The following is an 18516-nucleotide window of genomic DNA, read 5'->3' as shown; positions in this document are numbered from 1 at the left end:
CGAATGATCAGCGCCGGTGTCCGCCGTGATGTCCGCCGCCGTGATGGCCGCCTCCATGATGTCCGCCTCCATGATGGCCGCCGTGATGGCGGTACCCCTGGTGATGATGGCGATGGTGGAAGTGCGGACGATGATGCCAGCCGTGATGGCGCGGTCCGTAGCCGTAGCCCGGTTGCCAGTAGCAGCGGCCCCAGCGATCGCAGACCTGGCGCACCTTGTCGACATTGGACGTTTCGCCTGCGATGTGGCTGGCCTGCGGAAGCCCGTTCGGCAGCGCCGATGCCGCGCCGGACATCAACGCTGCGCTTCCGAGCGCGGCCAGTCCAATAACGGCAAGCTTGATATTCATTGAAGTCTCCTTGGTTGAAGCCTGAAAACGTCGATGCGGCCACTTCGTTGCTGCGACAAAAAAGACCGGCAGGTGCACCTGGTTTGGCGATGCTCCTTCAACGCAGGAATTGCGGGAGTTGTGAGGTCGCGCATCGCGCCGGTGACAATTGGCCGCGCGACAGAATGGCGACGCATCGTGCGCGCACGCGCCGCATGAGATGCGCAGCCTGTGCGCGAGCCGGAAGGGTCCGTGCTCACGCACAGCGGCGCGCGCGAAGCTCGTTCAGCTCGAGATGCGGCCATGAGGCAATGCCTGCTCGCGACCGCGTAGTCGGAGCGGCGCGCTGCAGCGCTTGCCCGGATCACAAATTTTTGAGGAGCTGTCGCAGTCAAAGAAAAAGCGCTGCCATCGCTGATGGCAGCGCTTCGACATCTCCCGGCCCGACCGGCGCGTGGCGATCGTGGCGACCGGCCTGCGGCCGATCCCTGCGGCATGGTGGATCGCGTTCGCGGCGTCGCGATCCGGTCCGCGGCTCAGTCTTCGTTGGCGGCGATCGATTCCATCAGCGAGACCAGCTGGCGCTGCACGGTCTGATCCTTGATCTTGCTGTAGGCGCGCAGCAACCGGAGGCTGAACGCGCTGTCGAGGAACAGCAGGCTCTCGACTTCGCGGGCCTTGTTGTCGCCGTCGTAGAAGAAGGTGACCGGCACGTCGAGCGCGGTCGCGATCTGCTGCAGGCGGGCGGCGCCGACACGGTTGACGCCCTTCTCGTACTTCTGAACCTGCTGGAAGCTGACGCCGAGCTTGTCGCCGAGTTCAGCCTGCGAGATCTTCTGCTCGACACGGCGCAGGCGAATCCGCTTGCCCAACTCAATGTCCGGCTTGCCGGCACTGCGCTGCTTCATCTTCTTTGCTGCTGATCTGTTCATTCTTGTGACCCGTCCTTCAAATCGAGAATCCCTGGCCCGGTCGGGTCAGGGACACGTTGATGATGTACCGCGTTAAGCTCGAGTGGATCGTCAGTTCATCCGAACAACGAAATCCAGGAAGATCGCGGGATGGTATCCAAACGCAATTGCGCATTGGAAGCACCCTAGTACCGACTCGGACGACTACCTGAAGTCGACCGCGCCGAGGTGTCTATCAACACCCCGCCCTCTACATTTGGCAAAATATTGACCAAACCACAACTAGCGCGAGTTTGATCGACACAGATTTTGCGCGCATGCTTACTGGGCGGCAATGCACTGCGCCCGTAGTTCTACGGGCAGCCAATATTGTACGGGCGTATTAGGATGGATGCAACCCCAGCTAGTGCAGCCAGAGGTCGCGGAGACGCTCTTCGGTTGCTTGACTGCAACGCTGCCGATGCGAAAACTTTGACGTAAGTCCAAGTCGGGCTTTCGGAATGTTGCTGGACAATTGCCCAAAAGTTCTGAATCATCTGGAACAAATCTGTGCCTATTTGAAGCCGGCGAACTCTGGCGGGAGAGGCCAATGAAGCGAAAGAGGGGAAGGCCCCGACTCTACCTCGCGGCTTCGGGAGTGGAAGATATGCCAGTCGCAAACACGGAAGAACGGTTGCTGGCGCTGCTTGCAACCCTGGAGGAATGTCAGGCCTTTCTGACCGACCGGGCGAATACGGAGACGGCGCGGCTGTTATCGCTTGCCATCCTCGAGCTTCGGATGGAGCTGCACAAGGTGACCGATTCCGAGCTGAAGGCGCTGTGTGACATGATCGCGTCGGACGAGCCGCTGCAGGAACCGGCGACGACACGGCAATTGCCGCCGTATCTGAGGCTGGTCAAGTAAGCCTGCGCCCCGCGCCACGCGCGGGACGCATCTGGTCTTGTGCCGCGCGCTTCAGCCCGCGGTGACGTCGACCGCATCGGTGCCCTCGAGCACGCGCCGCGCCTTGTCGCGGTCCAGATCACCTTCCCAAGCCGCGACCACGACGGTGGCGACGCAGTTGCCGATCAGATTGCCGACGGCGCGCGCCATGCCGATGAACCAGTCGACCGAGAGCACCAGCACGAGGCCGATCGCCGGGATGCTCGGCACGGCGTTGAGCGTCGCCGCCAGGATGACGATCGCCGAGCCCGGCACGCCATGCGCGCCCTTCGAGGTGATCAGCGACACGCCGAGCACCAGCAACAGGTCGCCGAACGACAGCGGCGTGTTGGTCGCCTGTGCGATGAACACCACCGCCAGCGTCAGATAGATCGAGAACGCATCGAGGTTGAAGGAATAGCCGGTCGGGATCACGAGGCCGACCACCGAATCCTTGACGCCGAAATGCTCCAGCTTGCGCATGACCTGGGGCAGCACCGCGTCGGAGGAGGCGGTGGCGACCACGATCGTCAATTCCTCGCGCAGGTAGCCGAGGAATTTGAGGATATTGATGCCGGCAAGCGCCATCACGCCGCCGAGCACGCCGAGCACGAAGATCGCGACCGAGACGTAGAACAGCGCGACCAGCGACAGCAGCTGCTTCAGCGAGCCGACACCGTATTTGCCGACCGTGTAAGCGACGGCGCCGAGCACGCCGATCGGCGCGAAGCGCACGATCAGGCCCATGGCGCGGAACAGCACGCTGGAGACCGCGTCGATGAAGGAGGAGATCCGCTCGCCTTTCTCGCCGCCGACCAGCGCCAGGCTGACGCCGAAGATGATGGCGAAGAACAGCACTTGCAGCACGTCATTGCGCGACAGCGCGTCGAACGAGGTGGTCGGGATGATGTTGAGCAGGAAGCTGCCGATGCCTTCGCCCTTCAGCTTCTGCGCGTTGCTGGCGTAGTTGCCGAGCGCCTTGGGATCCAGTGTCGAGGCGTCGATGTTCATGCCGTGCCCGGGCCCGAACAGGTAGGCCAGGATCAGACCGACCACGAGCGCGACCGTCGTCATCGCCTCGAAATAGACCAGCGCCTTGACGCCGACCCGTCCGACCTTCTTGAGGTCGCCGGCACCGGCGATGCCGTGCACGACGACGCAGAACACGATCGGCGCCACGATCATCGAGATCAGCTTCAGGAAGGCATCGCTGAAGATCTTCAGCCCGACCGCGAAATCGGGCGCGGCCACGCCGATGACGATGCCGAGCAGCAGCGCGACGAGCACCTGCACGAACAGTGATGTGTAGAGCGGCTTTCGTGCCACGGTGGCTTCCGCTGCGATGGTCGACATAAACTCCCCCTGTTTCTTGCCGGCGGTCTTGCCGGCCGAACCCGCCCCATCTTAGCAACTTGCGTGCCAAGATGTCGCAGGATTGGGTCCGGTTTGCCCGGTTACTCGCCGGTTTCGAGGCTGCTGGTCACCGTGTAGACGACGCCGTGGGGCAGGAAATCGACCGTGGCCTCGCCGCCGAGCTGGTCGCGGGCGCTGCGCTCGATCAGCCGGGAGCCGAAGCCGCGCTGGACCGGCGCTGTGACCTCGGGGCCGCCGGCCTCGGTCCAGATCATCCGCAGCTTCGGTCCGGGGCCTTCCTCGAGGATCTCCCAATCCAGCGTCACCGTGCCGGTGTCGTTGGACAGAGCGCCGTACTTGGCGGCGTTGGTCGCCATCTCGTGCAGGAGCATCGACAGCACCAGGGCCAGCCTGGGCGACAGCGGCACGCGCGGTCCGAACATCCTGACCCGCTCGGAGGTGTTCAGCAGATAGGGCCGCAGCACGCGGCTGACCACGTCCTGCAGGTCGGAGCCCTGCCATTTGTCGGTCGAGAGCAGATTGTGCGCCTCGGCCAGCGCGCCGAGCCGTCCCTCGAATTTGTCGCGCTCGGCGCGGCTCGCGCTGCGGAAGGTCTGCGTGGCGATCGATTGCAGGATCGCCAGCGTGTTCTTGACGCGGTGGTTGAGCTCCTCGATCAGCAGGTCGTGCAGCATCTCGCCGCGCGCGATCGTGGTCGCCATCCGCACCGCAAAGCCGAGGCCGACCATGAGCAGCACGCCGCCGATCACGCTGGTGATCGCAAGCGACCGCCACAGCGGTGCCACCAGCGAGTTCTCGGCGATCCCGGCGGCAACGGTCCAGCCGGTGACGCGCGAGCGGGTGAAGCCGGTGATCAGCGCTACGCCTTCCAGCGAGACCGTCGGCAGCGTTGCCTCGCCGCTGCGGAACATCTCGGCGAGCAGCGATGGCGAGGCGCGTTGCCCGATGGTCGCCTGCGGATTTGGCACGCGCGCCAGGTTGACGCCGTCGCTGTCGAAGATCGAGATGGTCCAGTCCTGGTTCAGGCGCTGCTTCTCGATGATGGTCTGGAAGACCTCGATCGGCGGACTGAAGGAGATGTCGTAGAGCACCTCACCGTCGCGCATCACCGGCACCTCGACGGTGATGATCAGGCGCTGCTTCACCGCGCCGAAGAACAGGTTGGAATATTGCGGCTGCCGGGTCGTGAACACCTTCTCGAGCATCTCGAGATTGTTGCGCGGCGGCAGGCTCGCGGTGTCCTTGGTCAGCGAGGAGAACGCCTGCCGTCCCGCGCGGTCGGCCACCAGCACCACGCCGTCCTTGCCGTACTGGTCGATGAAGCCGGCCGCGACGCGGCGGAAATTCTCGAACTCGCTGTTGCGCAGCGAGTTGGTCAGCGCCAGCACCTGCAGCCCGCCGGTCATGCGCTGCATTTCGGCATCGAGCAGCAGGCGGATGCTGCGCGCGGTCTCCAGCACGCGCTGCGTCGCGGCCTGGCGGTCCCGCTGATAATTGTGAAACACGATCCCGACCGCGAAAACGATCAGCGGCAACATCGTCCCCGCGACCAGAAGCGCGAGACGCACTGGCAATGTCAGTTTCGGCACAATGTCCCCGGGTCGGTGCCCGTTTGCGGTCAGCTTAGGGGAAGCGGGAAAAGTCCGCCAAAGGAAATGACTGGTAGTCTGAAAGATTCCGCGGCGCACAGAGCGCAATCCGGAAAACTGCGGCGCGGCTTTCCGGATGGATTTTGCTCAGAACGAGTTGTGCGCCGCGGAATGGCGTCGTGTCAGAGATTGCTCTCGGTGATCGCGGCGTAGACCATGGTGCGCAGCTCGCGCCGCAGCGGGTAGGCGCTCGACGGCAGCACCTGGGTCATGAAGATGGTGATCAGCTCCTCGGCCGGATCGATGAAGAACGACGTCGTCGCGGCGCCGCCCCAGTTGAATTCGCCCGGGCTGCCGGCGATCAGCGTCTGCGCCGGGTGCATGGTGACGGCGAAGCCGAGGCCGAAGCCGATGCCGTTATAGGCGGCTTCGGCGAACATCGAGCGCGACATCGCCGGCAGGTCGACGCCGCCGGGCAGGTGGTTCGAGGCCATCAGCTTCAGCGTCTTCGGGCCGAGCAGGCGGACGCCGCCGAGCTCGCCGCCATTGAGCAGCGCCCGGCAGAAGGTCAGATAGTCGGCCGCGGTCGAGCACAGTCCGCCACCGCCCGAGACCAGCGAGGGCGGTGACAGGAACGAGCTGGTGGTCGGATCGTCCTGCAAGGTCAGCGTGCCCTTGCGCTCGGCGGCGAGCGGGTTGAAGCCGCCTTGCGGGTCGGCCGAATAGCAGGCGGCAAAGCGGTGCGCCTTGTCCGAAGGCACGAAGAAGTCGGTATCGTTCATGCCGAGCGGCCTGAAGATGCGCTCCTTCAGGAACTGCTCGAACGGCATGCCGGAAATCTTGCCGACGAGATAGCCGAGCACGTCGGTCGAGACCGAGTAATTCCAGGCTTCGCCCGGCGAGAACTCCAGCGGGATCTTGGCCAGATCCTCGATCATGCTGTCGAGCGTGCCGGCCTTGATGACCTCGCCGATCTTCTTCTCGCGATAGGCGGCGTCGACATTGGAGCGCTGCTGGAAGCCGTAGGTAAGGCCCGAGGTATGACGCAGCAGGTCGACGATCAGCATCGGCCGGCTCGGCGGGCGGGTCAGGAAGGCGGGCGCAATGCCGGCGACGAACACCCCGAGGTTCTTCCATTCCGGAATGTACTTTGCGACCGGCTCGTCGAGCGCGACCTTGCCTTCCTCGACCAGCATCATGAAGGCGACCGACGTGATCGGCTTGGTCATCGAATAGATGCGGAAGATGGTATCGTCCTTGACCGGCACCTTGCGCTCGAGATCGGCAAAGCCCTGGACGGTGGAATGCACGATCTTGCCGCGGCGGTAGATCAGGACCTGGGTGCCGGGAAAGCGGCCGGAGTCGATATAGCGGCTCTTCAGATGTGCTTCGAGGCGGTTCAGCGCTGTGGTCGACATTCCCGCGGATTCGGGCGAGGCAGGCGTGGGGGCTAGCATCAGGCGTTTCTCCGGCTTGCAAGGCAGCCTTGATAGCCGAAAAGTGTCCGTTCCACCAACCGGCCGCCGCTTACCGGCACAGGGCCGGTGGTGTACGGTCGCCGCTGCAATCGCGCCCTAAAGGGCCCTCAAGGGAAACGCCGAGATGACCCAGTTCAACGAAACCGAGCTCACCACAGCCGTCATCCGCAGCTTCGACCAGACGCCCGATCCGCGGGCCAAGTTCCTGCTGCAGGAACTGGTGAAGTCGCTGCACGATTATGTGCGCAGGACGGACCTGACCTTCGAGGAGTGGGACCACGCGATCGGTTTCCTGACCCGCACCGGGCAGATGTGCACCGACATCCGCCAGGAGTTCATCCTGCTGTCCGACGTGCTCGGCGTGTCGATGCTGGTCGACGCGGTCAACCACAGGGATCGCGACGGCGCGACCGAGACCACGGTGCTCGGCCCGTTCTATGTCGGCGAGCACAAGGTGACGCCGCACGGCACCGACGTCTCGGCAAGCCTGCCCGGCGAGCGCATGTTCGTGCAAAGCCGCGTCACCGATCTCGACGGCAAGCCGCTCGCCAACGTGCCGGTCGATATCTGGCACGCCGACGACGACGGGTTCTATGACTCGCAGAAGCCGAGCTATGCCACCGAAGGTCCGTCGTCGCGGGCGCGGTTCGTCACCGATGCCGATGGCCGCTTCTTCTTCCGCACCATCGTGCCGTGCAGCTATCCTATCCCGACCGACGGTCCGGTCGGGCAGATGATCACGCAGACCAACCGTCACCCGATGCGGCCGGCGCATATCCACTTCCTGGTCAACGCCAAGGGCTATGAGCCGCTGATCACGCATGTGTTCGTCGAAGGCGACAAGTACATCGATTCCGATGTGGTGTTCGGCGTGAAGGACGAACTGATCGCCAAGGTCGAGCAGCGCACCGATGCCGTGATGCCGGATGGCCAGCGGTCGGATGGTCCGTGGAGCCTGATGAGCTACGAATTCCGCGTGAAGCCCGGTGGCGGAATGGCGCCGGCGCCGCTCGGCACCAAGGTCGCCGAAGTCGCCTGATCGCGATCATCGAAGGTGCCTGCCCAATTCTTGTGCGGCGCACAAGATTTGAGCGAATCGCAATTTTTGGCAGCGCGCGCAGGCTTTGTGCGCGCTGCGACATGTTGCGCAAGACTTTGCAATAAAATCGATTTTTGCACTGCGGTAGCTTGGCACAAGGCTTGAATAGTCAGCTGTCGACGCCATTGAAGCCGTCCCTCGAGGCCACCCCATCGGATTTCTGACGCCGCCAGTCCGGGGCCTCCCCGGTGCATGCCCTTTTGCGCCCTGCGCGCGTCGCCACCCGACTGACGGTGCTCGACGCACAGACGCAACACCGCAACGACGCAAAGGACGACCGATGACCAAGCCCAGCAACACGCCCCCGAGCCGTGCGATCAGCCGTCGCCGGCTGCTGAAGGCAACCAGTGGCGCCGCAGCGCTGCTCGCCGCGGCCAAGCTCAACTTTCCCGCTGGTGCATTCGCGCAAGGCGCAGGGCCCGAGGTGAAGGGCGCCAAGCTCGGCTTCATCGCGCTCACCGACGCCTCGCCGCTGTTCGTCGCCAAGGAGAAGGGCATCTTCGCCAAATACGGCATGCCCGACGTCGAGGTGCAGAAGCAGGCCTCGTGGGGCACCACGCGCGACAATCTCGTGCTCGGCTCCGAGGGCAACGGCATCGACGGCGCGCACATCCTGACCCCGATGCCGTACCTGATCTCGGCCGGCAAGGTGACGCAGAACAATCAGCCGACGCCGATGTACATCATGGCGCGGCTCAATCTGAACGGCCAGTGCATCTCGGTGGCCAAGGAATATGCCGATCTGAAGATCGGCGTCGACACCACGCCGTTCAAGGCGGCGCTTGAGAAGAAGAAGGCCGGCGGCAAGGCCGTGAAGGCTGCGATGACCTTCCCGGGCGGCACGCATGACCTCTGGATCCGCTACTGGCTCGCCGCCGGCGGCATCGATCCCGACAAGGACATCGAGACCATCGTGGTGCCGCCCGCGCAGATGGTGGCCAACATGAAGGTCGGCACGATGGACTGCTTCTGCGTCTGCGAGCCCTGGAACCTGCAGCTGATCCATCAGGACATCGGCTACACCGCGATCACCACCGGCGAGCTCTGGGACAAGCATCCGGAGAAGTCGTTCGGCCTGCGTGCCGCCTGGGTCGACAAGAACCCGAAGGCCGCGAAAGCGCTGCTGATGGCTGTCATGGAAGCCCAGCAGTGGTGCGAGAAGGCCGAGAACCGCGAGGAGACCGCCGCGATCTGCGGCAAGCGGCAGTGGATCAACTGCCCGGTCGAGGACATCACCGACCGCATGAAGGGCAAGTTCGACTACGGCACCGGCCGCGTGGTCGAGAACTCGCCGCAGCAGATGCGGTTCTGGAAAGACAACGCGTCCTATCCCTATCAGAGCCACGACCTCTGGTTTCTCACCGAGGATATCAGGTGGGGCAAGTATGAGGCGGGCTTCGACACCAAGGCGCTGATCGCCAAGGTGAACCGCGAGGATCTCTGGAAGGAGGCCGCCAAGGAGCTTGGCGTGTCTGACATTCCGGCCTCGACCTCGCGCGGCAAGGAGACCTTCTTCGACGGCAAGGTGTTCGATCCGGCCGATCCTGCCGCCTACCTGAAGTCGCTGTCCATCAAGCGTGTCGATGTCTGATTTGAGCGAACCGCGCCTCGCGCGCGGTTCTCCCTTTTCCACGGAGATTGTTTGTCAATGTCGATGCCTGCCATGAATACCGAAGTATCGGCGGTGGTGATCCCGCCGGCCGCTGCTGCGGCGCCGGTCGTGATCATGACGCCGAAGCGCACTCCGCGCGCCGAGACCTATGCCAGGATGGCGAAAGAGACCGCGGCGCGCGTGGTGCCGCCGCTGATCGTGATTGCGCTGCTGCTGGTGGTGTGGGAGCTGATCTGCCGGCGCGCCGGCTCCAGCCTGCCGCCGCCGTCAAAAGTGTTCACGGACACCAGGGAGCTGATCCTCAATCCGTTCTTCGACCATGGCGGCATCGACAAGGGGCTGTTCTGGCATCTCTCCGCCAGCCTGCAGCGCGTTGCCTACGGCTATTCGCTGGCGGCGATCGCGGGCATCGCGCTCGGCACGCTGGTCGGACAGTCGGTCTGGGCGATGCGCGGGCTCGATCCGCTGTTCCAGGTGCTGCGCACCATCCCGCCGCTGGCCTGGCTGCCGCTGTCGCTCGCCGCGTTCCGCGACGGCCAGCCCTCGGCGATCTTCGTGATCTTCATCACCTCGGTGTGGCCGATCATCATCAACACTGCGGTCGGCATCCGCAACATCCCGCAGGACTACCGCAACGTCGCCGCGGTCGTGCAGCTCAATCCGCTGGAGTTCTTCACCAAGATCATGATCCCGGCGGCCGCGCCCTACATGTTCACCGGCCTGCGCATCGGCATCGGCCTGTCGTGGCTTGCGATCGTCGCCGCGGAAATGCTGATCGGCGGCGTCGGCATCGGCTTCTTCATCTGGGATGCGTGGAATTCCTCGCACATCAGCGAGATCATCCTGGCGCTGTTCTATGTCGGCATCATCGGCTTCGTGCTCGACCGGCTGATCGCGGCGCTGGGCAAGATCGTCACCCGCGGCACGGCTGCGAACTGAGGGGACAAGTCATGCAGGCTTATCTGAAGCTCGATCACATCGACAAGATCTTCACCCGCGGCAATGCCAGCACGGAGGTTCTGAAGGACATCAACCTGACGATCGAGAAGGGCGAATACGTCTCGATCATCGGCCATTCCGGTTGCGGCAAGTCGACCCTGCTCAACATCGTGGCCGGTCTCACCGGCGCCACCAATGGCGGCGTGCTGCTGGAGAACCGCGAGGTCAATTCGCCGGGGCCGGATCGCGCCGTGGTGTTCCAGAACCACAGCCTGCTGCCGTGGCTGACCGTCTACGAGAACGTCAAGCTCGGCGTCGACAAGGTGTTCGCCAGGACCAAGAGCAGGGCCGAGCGCGACGCCTGGGTGATGCACAATCTCAGCCTGGTGCAGATGGCGCATGCCAAGGACAAGCGGCCGAGCGAGATTTCCGGCGGCATGAAGCAGCGCGTCGGCATCGCGCGTGCGCTCGCCATGGAGCCGAAGGTGCTGCTGCTCGACGAGCCGTTCGGCGCGCTCGATGCGCTGACCCGGGCGCATCTGCAGGATTCGGTGATGGCGCTGCACCAGAAGCTCGGCAACACCATCCTGATGATCACCCACGACGTCGACGAGGCCGTGCTGCTGTCGGACCGCATCGTCATGATGACCAACGGCCCGAGCGCGCGGATCGGCGAGGTGCTCGAGGTACCCCTTGCGCGCCCGCGCAAGCGGCTCGAGCTCGCGACCAACCCCGGCTATCTGAAGTGCCGGCAGCGCGTGCTCGAATTCCTCTACGAGCGCCACAGCTTCGTCGAGGCGGCATGAAGATCATGTAGATGTCGGGCGCTGCGGCCTTGAACCGGAGCGCAGTGATCCACGACCAATGCTCGCATTTTCCAAAGTCGTTTCAGAAGCAAGGAGCGTTGAGATGAATCCGTCCCAAATCAAGCTGGTGCAAGACAGCTTCGGCAAGGTCGCGCCGATCTCGGAGCAAGCCGCGGTCTTGTTTTACGATCGCCTCTTCGAGGTCGCGCCCGCCGTCAAGGCGATGTTTCCGCCTGATATGAAAGAGCAGCGCAAGAAGCTGATGACAACGCTCGCCGTCGTCGTCAACGGGTTGAGCAATCTCGATACGATCCTGCCCGCCGCGAGCGCGCTCGCCAAGCGCCATGTCGGCTATGGCGCGAGGCCCGAGCATTATCCGGTGGTCGGCGGCGCATTGCTGTGGACATTGGAGAAAGGCCTCGGCGAAGCCTGGACGCCTGACGTTGCCGCCGCGTGGACCGCGGCCTACGGCACGCTGTCCGGCTACATGATTTCGGAAGCCTATGGCAACGCGCAGGCGGCGGAGTAGGGCGTTCGTCGGAGCTTGCCGCGGAACATCGGTTTCGCTGCGAGCGGAACCTCTATCCACGTCATTGCGAGCCACCCGGTCGGCGCGTAGCGCCGCCGGATGACAGGCTCCGCGAAGCAATCCATACCTCCGCCTGTCGAGAGATGGATTGCTTCGCTTCGCTCGCAATGACGAATGGATCGATCTATGGTCCGCCCGTTCCGTCAACGGGTGAACCAACAATGATGTTCCTGGAAACGCCGCCGAAACTGATCCCGACCGAAATCTTCTCCGCCGTGCCGGCCGAATTCCGCCGCAAGGTGGCGAGCGAATGGGCCGATGCCAACCGGCCGGGCGCGGTGACCGACTGCTTCATCGAAGGGCCGTCGTTCGATGCGGCGGGCAATCTCTACATCGTCGACATTCCGTTCGGCCGCATCTTCAGGATCGCGCCGGACAAGTCATGGACGCAGGTCGCCGAATATGACGGCTGGCCCAACGGGCTGAAGATCGACGTGATGGGCCGCATCCTGCTCGCCGATTACCGTCACGGGCTGATGGAGCTCGACCCGAGATCGGGCCAGGTCACGCCGCTGCTGCGCTCGCGCAATTCGGAATCGTTCCGCGGCTGCAACGATCTGCACATCGCCTCGAACGGCGACATCTATTTCACCGACCAGGGCCAGACCGGGCTGCACGATCCGACCGGCCGGGTCTATCGGCTACGCACGAGCGGCGCGCTCGATTGCCTGATCGACACCGGCATCAGCCCCAACGGCCTGGTGCTCGATCCGCACGAGGCCGTGCTGTTCGTCGCCATGACGCGCGACAATGCGGTGTGGCGCGCGCCCTTCATGAAGGACGGCAGCGTCTCCAAGGTCGGACGCTTCTGCTCGCTGTTCGGCCCGAGCGGGCCCGACGGCATGACGATGGACCGTGCAGGGCGGCTGTTCGTCGCCCACGCCTCGCTCGGCCATGTCTTCGTGTTTGCGCCGAACGGCGAGTGCATTGCGCGGATCAAATCCTGCGCCGGGCCAAGCTGCACAAATGTCGCGATCGGCGGCGCCAACCGCGATCGGCTCTACATCACGGAATCGGTGACCGGTTCGGTGTTGGTCGCCGACATCAGCGGGCTCGGCTAGAGCGTTTTCGAGCGAAGCGGATACCGGTTCGCGCAAGGAAAACGCGTCAGAACAAGAATCTAGAGCCCTGTTCCGATTCCATTGGAACGGGAAGGGCTCTAGGCCGCGACACGTGGCCTTTCAGGAAACGGAGAGCCGTACAGCCAGGCCAGATTGTCGCAGAACTTCTCGAGGCTGGTCTCGCGGATCAGCTGGTTGCGCAGCAGCGCGTGTACGCCGGCCGGGTGATAGACGTGGGTGCCGAGTTCGCGGGCCTGCAGCTGGACCCGCGCCGTGCGGATCAGCCGAGCCTGCCGGTACTTTTCCAGCGCATGATCGAAGCGGTCGGGCGTCTCGCCCAGCAGTTCGGCGAGCCAGACCGCGTCCTCCAGCGCCATGCAGGCGCCCTGGGCGAAATATTGCAGCATCGGATGCGCGGCATCGCCGAGCAGGACGGCGCGGCCGTCGACCCAGCGCTCGGTGGGATCGCGATCGCAGGTTACCCAGGCCTTCCAGTCCTTGCCGTGGTGAATGATCGCCTTGGCGCGGGGATGGACGTCGCGAAAGCCCTCCAGCACCTCCTCGTGGGTCACCGGCTTGGCGGCGAAAGCTTCCGCCGGATCGTTATGGCAGGTGATGGCGAGGTTGAAGACCTTCCAGCCCGAGAGCGGATAGTGCACCAGATGGCATTTGGCGCCGGCCCATAGGGTCGCGGCGTTCCAGCGCAGATCCTCCGGCATCTGTTCGGTCGGGATCACCGATCGATAGGTGGTATGGCCGGCGATGCGCGGCGGGCCGTCGTCGACCATCTGCTGGCGGATCCGCGACCTGAGCCCGTCGGCGCCGATCAGGAGGCAGCCCTTGACACGCTCGCCGGATTTCAGCCGCGCGACGACGGCCTCGCCGTCCTGCAGATATCCGACGACCTCGCAATCGCTGCGCAGCGTGATGAGGGGATGCGCCTCGCAGGCGCGCACGAAGATGCCGTGCAGATCGCCGCGATGCACCACCGCATAGGGATTGCCGAAGCGCTGGCGGAAATAGCTGGTGAGATCGATGCTGGTGATCTCCTCGGCGGAGATCGCATCCATCAGCCGCAACTGGTCGATGAACACCGCAATCGCGCGGGCGGCATCGCCGAGCCCGAGATGGTCGAAGGCATGGAAGGCGTTCGGGCCGAGCTGGATGCCGGCGCCGATCTCCTGATAGCGCGGCGCGCGCTCCAGCACGGTGACCTGGAATCCCTTGCGGGTCAGCGCGACTGCCGCGGCCAGTCCGCCGATGCCGCCGCCTGCAATGATGATCGGATCCCTGCGCATGTCGTCTCCCCGATGCTGCTATTTCCTCGGTATTTTGCGCCGGCGGCCGGCGTTGCCTTCGACCTTCTCGCGCGGCTCTTTCGGCTGCGCCGCCGAGGGCACCACGATCTGGCCGGCTTCAACCTCTTGCTCGAGCCGGTCGAGATTCCCGTAGAGCTCGACCAGCACCCGCTTCAGCTCGGCGGCTTCCTTCGCCGACATCGCGCCGGTCGCGACCTCCTCGTAATATTGGGCGATCGGCATCAGCCGGGCCGCGAGCTCGGCACCCTTGGGCGTCAGCGCGACCTGAAGGCTGCGCTGGTCGTTCTCCGGCCGGTCGCGGGTCAGCAGCCCGGCGCGGCTCATGTCGGCGACGATGCGCGACAGCGTCGAGACGTCGGCCGACGTCAGCTCGGCGATTTCACCGAGCCGCAGCGGATGTCCCTGCTCGGACAGCGCGGCGAGCACGCGATACATCGGCAGCGTCAACTTCTCGTGACGGATCACGCGGACGAACAAATCGCCCATCCGCACGCCGAGTCTCGCGAGCAGATAGGGCAGCGAATTCGAAAATCGGTACATGGGCTTAGGTCCGGGCTCGATTCCAGGCGGGAGACATCCGCCCGGAATAGCCGCCGGTCCTCGCACCGACAACAGTTGCATTCCAATCATTTGCATTTGCAACTTTCTCATTGACAAATATCTGGACCGGATGTCTTGTCCTGTCAACACGGAAACGAGGGCAGGCGCCCGAAGGGAGCAACCGATGCAGGGCAAGATCGCGCTGGAGGAGCACTTCGCCATCGAAGAGACCGTGCGGGACAGCGCCGGCTTCTCGCCGGCCGACGACTGGGTCGAGCTCAAGGCCCGGCTGCTCGACATCCAGCACCGCCGTCTCGCCGAGATGGATGCGCACGGCATCGAGCTGATGCTGCTGTCGCTCAACGCGCCGGCGATCCAGGCCATTCCTGATCGCAACCGCGCGCTGGAGCTGGCGCGCCGCGCCAATGACTTCCTGGCCGAGCAGGTCGCGCGCCGGCCGCAGCGCTTCCAGGGCCTCGCCGCACTGCCGATGCAGGATCCGGAAGCCGCCGCGCGCGAGCTCGACCGCTGCGTCAGCGCCTTGAAATTCCGTGGCGCACTGGTCAACGGCTTCAGCGAAGTCGAAGGCCACGACGGCGCCGTCTACTATGATCGCAAGGAGTTCTGGCCGTTCTGGTCCGAGGTCGAGCGGCTCGACGTTCCCTTCTATCTGCACCCGCGCAATCCGCTGGCGAAGGACGCCGCGATCTACGAGGGTCATCGCTGGCTGATGGGGCCGACCTGGGCGTTCGGTCAGGAGACCGCGGTGCATGCGCTGCGCCTGATGGGTTCGGGCCTGTTCGATGCCCATCCGCGGCTGCAGATCGTCATCGGCCATATGGGCGAGGGCCTGCCCTATTCGATGTGGCGGGTCGACAACCACAACAAGTGGATGCGCGCGCAGAACGTCTATCCCGCGAAGCGCAAGATCGCTGATTACTTCCGGGAAAATTTCTACATCACGACCTCAGGCAATTTCCGCACCCAGACGCTGATCGACGCAATGCTGGAGATCGGTGCCGACCGCATCCTGTTCTCGGCCGATTGGCCGTTCGAGAACATCGATCACGCCGCCGCATGGTTCGACACCGCGACGATCGCCGAAGGCGACCGCATCAAGATCGGCCGCGACAACGCCCGCAGCCTGTTCAAGCTCTAACGACATGCCGCGCAAACCTGCCGCAGAGCGGGGCGCATCATTTGTTGCAAGGGAGGAAACCGTGAGCACTTCGCCTGACATCGACGTGCATGAGGAACTGTCGAATGCGGCCGTCGGACGGTTGCACATCATGCTCGGCATCCTGATCACGCTCATCACGCTGTTCGATGGTTATGACACGTTCAATCCGGCCTACGTCATCCACTACGTGGCAAAGCCCTGGGGGTTGTCGCCGAGCCAGGCGGGGCTGCTGGTGAGCTCGGGACTGGTCGGGTTCCTGTTCGGCGCGGTCGGTCACGGCTCGGTCGCCGACCGGCTTGGCCGGCGTGGCACGCTGCTGGCCGGGCTCTGGGTCGTCAACGTCTTCACGCTGCTGACCGCCACGGTCGCCAACGACTTCTGGAGCTTCTGCGCGCTGCGCTTCGCGACCGGCCTCGGTCTCGGCGTGCTGCTGCCGCTGGGCACGACCTTCGTCAACGAACTGGCGCCGCGCCGGGTCAGCAACGCGTTCTCATTGTGGGGCGTGACGCTGGGCTGGTCGCTCGGCGGCGTCTGTGCCGGGCTCGTCGGCGTCTATCTGACGCCGCATTACGGCTGGCAGATCCTCTATTACCTCGGCGCGCTGTCGATCCCGCTCACCTTCGTCGCGCACGCGGTGCTACCCGAAAGCCCGCAATTCCTGGCGGCGCGGCGCCGCACCGAAGAGCTGCGCGCATTGCTGGCTCGGCTTCGCCCGGAACGGGCCGCCGTCTATCGCAACGCAAGCTTCGTCTCCGCAGATGCCGGCAGCGTGCCGAGCCCGATCGCGGCGCTGCTCAGCCCGCGCTATCGCCGCGTCTCGCTGACGATCTGGATCACCGCATTCCTCAGCCTGTTCGCGATCTTCGGCCTGACCGGCTGGATCCCGACCGTGATGCAGAAGCGCGGCGAGACGTTTGCGGCCTCGTTCGGCTTCGGCGCGCTGATGCAGGCGATGTCGTTCGTCGGCGGGCTGACGCTCGCGATGCTGGCCGACCGCAGGATGTCGCTGACGCCGCGCTACCTCGCCACATGGTGGCTCGCCGGCGGCATCGCGGTGCTGGCGCTGGTGTTCGTCAGCGGTCACGGCGTCAATCTGGCGATCGTCGCGATCGCCGGGTTCTGCATCATCGGCGCCCAGCACGTGCTGAACAACTTCACCGCCGGCTCGTACGAGACCCTGCTGCGCGCCAGCGGCGTCGGCATGGAATTGGGCGTCGGCCGGGTCGGCGCCATCCTCGGGCCCTATGTGATCGGACTGCTGCAGCAGGTGACCGGCGGGCCCGACATCGTGTTCTGGGTGATCGGCGGTGCCGCGATCACCGGCGCGTTTGCGATCGGCTCGCTCGGACTGGCTGCTGCGGTCCGGCCCGCGGCCGTCGACGCGGCGCCTGCGGAGTGATGCTTCATCATGCGTGATTTCGACGAGCACAACATCACCGAGGCGGTGATCGACAGCATGGCGCAGGCAAAGGATGCGCGCCTCAGGGCCGTCATGACCAGCCTGGTGCGTCACCTGCATGACTTCGTCCGCGACGTCGAGCTCGGCTTCGACGAATGGAACGCCGCGATCGATGTCCTGACCCGGACCGGACAGACGTGCAGCGACAAGCGGCAGGAGTTCATCCTGCTGTCCGACACACTCGGCGTCTCGATGCTGGTCGATGCGATCAACCACCGGATGCCTGAGGGCGCGACCGAGACCACCGTGCTGGGACCGTTCTTCGTTGCCGCCGCACCTGAGTTGCCGTCCGGCGCCGACATTTCCGGCGGCATCGAAGGTGAGCGGCTCGATGTGAACGGCGTTGTTTGCTCGCCCGATGGCCGGCCGCTGGCGAACGCAACCGTCGACGTGTGGCATGCCGACGATGACGGCTATTACGATGTGCAGCAGCCCGGCCTGCAATCGCTCGTGATGCGGGCGCGGTTCCGGACCGACCGCGAAGGGCGGTTTTCCTTCACCTCGATCATGCCGGCCTACTATCCGATCCCGCATGACGGTCCGGTCGGCGAGATGCTGCAGGCGCTCGGCCGGCACCCGTACCGCCCGGCGCATGTCCACTTCATGATCGCCGCCGACGGCCACGAGACGCTGATCACCCACATCTTCGATGCCGAAAGCCCGTACCTCGATTCCGATGCGGTGTTCGGCGTCAAGAACTCGCTGATCGCGAATTTTCCCCGCGATGACCGCTCCGGACAACCGCAGCGCTCCCTCACATACCGGTTTGGCCTGAAGCCGCTCGGCCACGCCGTGCCATCAGATCGATTGACGATTTCGACGAAAGGAAACCTCTGATGTCCAGCTCCATCCATGCCGCCGCGGATAGCGGTGCGGCGCGACTGCCGGATTCGCTGGTGTTGCTGTTTGCTCGGCTGGCGATAGCGCCGCTGTTCCTCTACAGCGGCATCGGCAAGGCGATGGCGTTCTCGGCAACCGCTGCGCGCCTCGGCGCGGCCGACGGCCTCGGCGCCGTGCTCGCGGGCGGTGCGATGGCGGTCGAGCTCGGCTGCGGCATTGCGCTCGTGCTCGGCCTGTTCGCACGGCCCGCCGCCGTGATCCTGTTCCTGTTCACGATCGCGGCGACGCTGATGTTCCACAATTTCTGGGCCGCACCGGAAGCGCAGGTCGTGACCCAGACCATCAACTTCCTGAAGAACCTCGGCCTGCTCGGTGCGCTCGCGATGATCGCAAGCTTTGGGCCCGGCAGCTATGCGGTGAATGCGGGCAAATAGGCCGGGTGCGAGCTCCTGATTGCGATAGCCGGCAGC

18 protein-coding genes are annotated in these 18516 nt (G+C 64.6%); 11 read left to right on the top strand and 7 right to left on the bottom strand.

Annotated elements, in window-relative coordinates:
* Window positions 1-7: 7 nt before the first annotated feature.
* Window positions 8-349: a hypothetical protein gene (locus BRSPCE3_RS05935; RefSeq protein ID WP_244064822.1), complete on the bottom strand. Its 342-nt coding sequence runs from the start codon at window positions 347-349 to the stop codon at window positions 8-10.
* A 515-nt stretch (window positions 350-864) separates the two neighbouring features.
* A complete protein-coding gene (locus tag BRSPCE3_RS05930; RefSeq protein WP_016844123.1) occupies window positions 865-1260 on the bottom strand; it encodes a helix-turn-helix domain-containing protein in 396 nt (131 codons plus the stop codon).
* Window positions 1261-1828: 568 nt separating this feature from the next.
* Between BRSPCE3_RS05930 and BRSPCE3_RS05925 the strand changes: the two genes are divergently transcribed.
* Window positions 1829-2143 carry a hypothetical protein gene (locus BRSPCE3_RS05925; RefSeq protein WP_244064820.1) on the top strand — a complete coding sequence of 105 codons (315 nt, stop codon included), beginning with the start codon at window positions 1829-1831 and terminating at the stop codon, window positions 2141-2143.
* 51 nt (window positions 2144-2194) lie between these two features.
* On the opposite strand, the gene BRSPCE3_RS05920 is transcribed toward BRSPCE3_RS05925, so the two are convergent.
* From BRSPCE3_RS05920 to BRSPCE3_RS05910, 3 genes are all read right to left on the bottom strand, one after another.
* Window positions 2195-3514 carry a dicarboxylate/amino acid:cation symporter gene (locus BRSPCE3_RS05920; RefSeq protein WP_244064819.1) on the bottom strand — a complete coding sequence of 440 codons (1320 nt, stop codon included), beginning with the start codon at window positions 3512-3514 and terminating at the stop codon, window positions 2195-2197.
* Window positions 3515-3615: 101 nt separating this feature from the next.
* Window positions 3616-5124, bottom strand: a complete 1509-nt coding sequence (locus BRSPCE3_RS05915) for a sensor histidine kinase (RefSeq protein ID WP_244064817.1) — start codon at window positions 5122-5124, stop codon at window positions 3616-3618.
* Window positions 5125-5306: 182 nt separating this feature from the next.
* A complete protein-coding gene (locus tag BRSPCE3_RS05910; protein ID WP_244064815.1) occupies window positions 5307-6581 on the bottom strand; it encodes a serine hydrolase in 1275 nt (424 codons plus the stop codon).
* A 145-nt stretch (window positions 6582-6726) separates the two neighbouring features.
* Here BRSPCE3_RS05910 and BRSPCE3_RS05905 point away from each other — a divergent pair, with 145 nt between their 5' ends.
* The 6 genes from BRSPCE3_RS05905 to BRSPCE3_RS05880 all read left to right on the top strand — a co-directional run bounded on the left by BRSPCE3_RS05905 (window position 6727) and on the right by BRSPCE3_RS05880 (window position 12708).
* Window positions 6727-7641 (top strand): intradiol ring-cleavage dioxygenase, encoded by a 915-nt coding sequence (locus tag BRSPCE3_RS05905; RefSeq protein WP_244064813.1) that lies wholly within the window; start codon window positions 6727-6729, stop codon window positions 7639-7641.
* Window positions 7642-7981: 340 nt separating this feature from the next.
* Window positions 7982-9292 (top strand): CmpA/NrtA family ABC transporter substrate-binding protein, encoded by a 1311-nt coding sequence (locus BRSPCE3_RS05900; protein ID WP_244064811.1) that lies wholly within the window; start codon window positions 7982-7984, stop codon window positions 9290-9292.
* A 57-nt stretch (window positions 9293-9349) separates the two neighbouring features.
* Window positions 9350-10252, top strand: coding sequence for a nitrate ABC transporter permease (gene ntrB, locus BRSPCE3_RS05895; RefSeq protein WP_244064809.1), 903 nt, complete (start codon window positions 9350-9352; stop codon window positions 10250-10252).
* Between the two features lie 11 nt (window positions 10253-10263).
* A complete protein-coding gene (locus tag BRSPCE3_RS05890; RefSeq protein ID WP_244064807.1) occupies window positions 10264-11058 on the top strand; it encodes an ABC transporter ATP-binding protein in 795 nt (264 codons plus the stop codon).
* A gap of 103 nt (window positions 11059-11161) precedes the next feature.
* Window positions 11162-11587, top strand: coding sequence for a globin family protein (locus BRSPCE3_RS05885; protein ID WP_244064805.1), 426 nt, complete (start codon window positions 11162-11164; stop codon window positions 11585-11587).
* Between the two features lie 221 nt (window positions 11588-11808).
* Window positions 11809-12708 carry an SMP-30/gluconolactonase/LRE family protein gene (locus BRSPCE3_RS05880; RefSeq protein ID WP_244064803.1) on the top strand — a complete coding sequence of 300 codons (900 nt, stop codon included), beginning with the start codon at window positions 11809-11811 and terminating at the stop codon, window positions 12706-12708.
* Window positions 12709-12806: 98 nt separating this feature from the next.
* Here the strand turns inward: BRSPCE3_RS05880 and BRSPCE3_RS05875 are convergent, their stop codons facing one another.
* Together BRSPCE3_RS05875 and BRSPCE3_RS05870 are read right to left on the bottom strand one after the other, a co-directional pair.
* A complete protein-coding gene (locus BRSPCE3_RS05875; RefSeq protein WP_244064802.1) occupies window positions 12807-14006 on the bottom strand; it encodes a 3-hydroxybenzoate 6-monooxygenase in 1200 nt (399 codons plus the stop codon).
* An 18-nt stretch (window positions 14007-14024) separates the two neighbouring features.
* A complete protein-coding gene (locus BRSPCE3_RS05870; RefSeq protein ID WP_244064800.1) occupies window positions 14025-14567 on the bottom strand; it encodes a MarR family winged helix-turn-helix transcriptional regulator in 543 nt (180 codons plus the stop codon).
* Window positions 14568-14751: 184 nt separating this feature from the next.
* Between BRSPCE3_RS05870 and BRSPCE3_RS05865 the strand changes: the two genes are divergently transcribed.
* The 4 genes from BRSPCE3_RS05865 (at window position 14752) to BRSPCE3_RS05850 (ending at window position 18480) form a co-directional block, all read left to right on the top strand.
* Entirely contained in the window at window positions 14752-15726 is a 975-nt protein-coding gene (locus BRSPCE3_RS05865) for an amidohydrolase family protein (protein WP_244064798.1), read from the top strand.
* A gap of 61 nt (window positions 15727-15787) precedes the next feature.
* A complete protein-coding gene (locus BRSPCE3_RS05860; RefSeq protein ID WP_244064796.1) occupies window positions 15788-17146 on the top strand; it encodes an MFS transporter in 1359 nt (452 codons plus the stop codon).
* Window positions 17147-17155: 9 nt separating this feature from the next.
* Window positions 17156-18043 carry an intradiol ring-cleavage dioxygenase gene (locus BRSPCE3_RS05855; RefSeq protein WP_244064794.1) on the top strand — a complete coding sequence of 296 codons (888 nt, stop codon included), beginning with the start codon at window positions 17156-17158 and terminating at the stop codon, window positions 18041-18043.
* Window positions 18043-18480 carry a DoxX family protein gene (locus tag BRSPCE3_RS05850; RefSeq protein WP_244064792.1) on the top strand — a complete coding sequence of 146 codons (438 nt, stop codon included), beginning with the start codon at window positions 18043-18045 and terminating at the stop codon, window positions 18478-18480. The genes BRSPCE3_RS05855 and BRSPCE3_RS05850 overlap by 1 nt, the downstream gene beginning before the upstream one ends.
* Window positions 18481-18516: the final 36 nt, after the last annotated feature.

This window comes from Bradyrhizobium sp. Ce-3 (assembly GCF_022835695.1).
GTDB lineage: Bacteria > Pseudomonadota > Alphaproteobacteria > Rhizobiales > Xanthobacteraceae > Bradyrhizobium.
The sequence above is the reverse complement of the archived record's forward strand: the minus strand, read 5'-3'. Positions and strand labels throughout refer to the sequence as shown.